1 protein-coding gene is annotated in these 1,798 nt (G+C 58.1%); it reads right to left on the reverse strand.

Annotated elements, in window-relative coordinates:
- Positions 1–1,124: 1,124 nt before the first annotated feature.
- Entirely contained in the window at positions 1,125–1,532 is a 408-nt protein-coding gene (locus C8N44_RS22995) for a helix-turn-helix domain-containing protein (protein ID WP_107979003.1), read from the reverse strand.
- Positions 1,533–1,798: the final 266 nt, after the last annotated feature.

A 1,798-nucleotide genomic window follows, 5' to 3' on the forward strand; every position in this document is an offset into this window, starting at 1 on the left:
GCAAGCACGCGCGGAACGGAATGCTGTCGCCCCTCGAGTTCGAGCGGCAGCAGAAACTGAGGCACGAGGGCGTCTAAGAAACGCGGGGCTATTCAAACTGAATAGAGCGAGCTCCCTCGCTTAGCGACAAGCGAGGCTACGATAGCATCGATAGGCTCACCCAAAGCGAACCCTCTGACGAACAGATTGCAGGGTCGTGGAGCTTTTGGGGGAGCTGTCTGAAGAAAAAGCGGAATGGCAAACCGGTGGTTGGCTCCGTCCACCGTTGAAAGATCGATTTCCGAATGCGCGCCCAACCCAGACGCCGCCGTTCTTTCGGTGGATCAGCGAGCCACGGAGTATTGCCGAATGAACGCTTATCGTTGGGGCTATTGCGTGTTCGTGATGGAAAGGTGTCATCCAACCGTATCACGTGTGACGGGTTTGCGTCCTGCAACGTCCAAAAAGAGGAAATGCCCAGAGATGTGTAAAGATCCTTCATAAGGCTCTGTTTTGTAAGCGTTCTGACTGGGTTTCGGTCCACGGTCGTAAAGATGAACCTTTACATCCGGACGACGAATGTTGTCACGACGTTTACACGCACCTTTACATTTGTGGCCTCTGTCAACATCGGTCTTGCGTCGGATGCCAGGGGTGGCCGGATACCGCGTTCCCATCGGTGGGCGTCAGTGTCGGATCGTGGGGCGGTGCTTGCTGAAGCGCCGCCCCCGGTTGAGCCCCTGCTTGGATCCTGGGGGTTTCAAACCTCAGGCGTCAGTTAGTGTCAGATCGCTCGGTGAGGTCGGGAAACTCGGTCAAGTCGGTCTGCTGTCGAGAGGTGGGGTCTTGCGGCCGGCCCGCCTGGGGAGCAGTGTCTCGCCTAGTGCTGCCTGTTCGTTTGGGAGCTTGGTTCCTGTCAGGGGGTCTCACGGCTTCATACAGGCTCATCTTCGTAGATGTGGTGCATGTGCAGCGAGAACGCGGCGCAGCGTCTGTATGGCGCGGAGAGAAGGTATCTGGACGTCCTCGAGGCCATACAGGTCGCGCAGGAAAGTGAGCCATGCGAGTTCCGTTCCTGAGACACTGGTGCTGCGGTCAGGCAGGCGGAAACCGTTCCCGGATACCTCGTCCATGGCGCTGGTCCCTTATTTCCCGAAGATACTCAGCAGAACGCGCCGCGCGCGCTGGGTGAGCCTGGGATCTGAGTGATCCGATGCCTCGCGAAGCTCTTCGATCCATTCGACCTCGTTGGCCGTGACGACGGTCCCGAAGATCGCTTCGATCGTGCTATGGCTGGTCTCATGGCCGGACTGAGTAATGGCCAGGAGGAAGAGGTGTCTCGCGTCGACTTCGAGCGCCGCGGCAAGGGCGGGCACGCGATCAAGGGCGAGCTTGCTGGCGCCGGACTTGATCATGCTCAGGACGTTCGGGTTAGGGAAACCTGCCTCCGCCGCGATATCACGCTGTGTCTTCGTCCCGGAGAGTTCGAGGATGCGCCGATCCACAAACTTGGCGAGCCGGCTGTCCGCGTAAGGATGAGTCTTGTTTGTCACGGGGTCTTCCAATGCTGCTATGTGTTTGCTTGCAATGAAGTTATAGCGCTGGAAAAGAAGGAGTTTTCTTATTCCCCGATGGGATCTGACGCTTGTCGCGCGGTATCCGTGACGCTTCTGGAGCTGACCTGTCACTGCCGAGCGTAGGCAGGGGATAATCGACTCGCCATGGGCTTTGATGCTGTAACCGCCCCCCGACGGCATCGCTGTGCCAAGGTGGGATCGCAACAATCCTTAATGGGAGGCGGTCATGTCAAAGATTACCA

Origin of the sequence: Allosediminivita pacifica (genome assembly GCF_003054175.1) — a bacterium.
Taxonomy (GTDB): Bacteria; Pseudomonadota; Alphaproteobacteria; order Rhodobacterales; family Rhodobacteraceae; genus Allosediminivita; species Allosediminivita pacifica.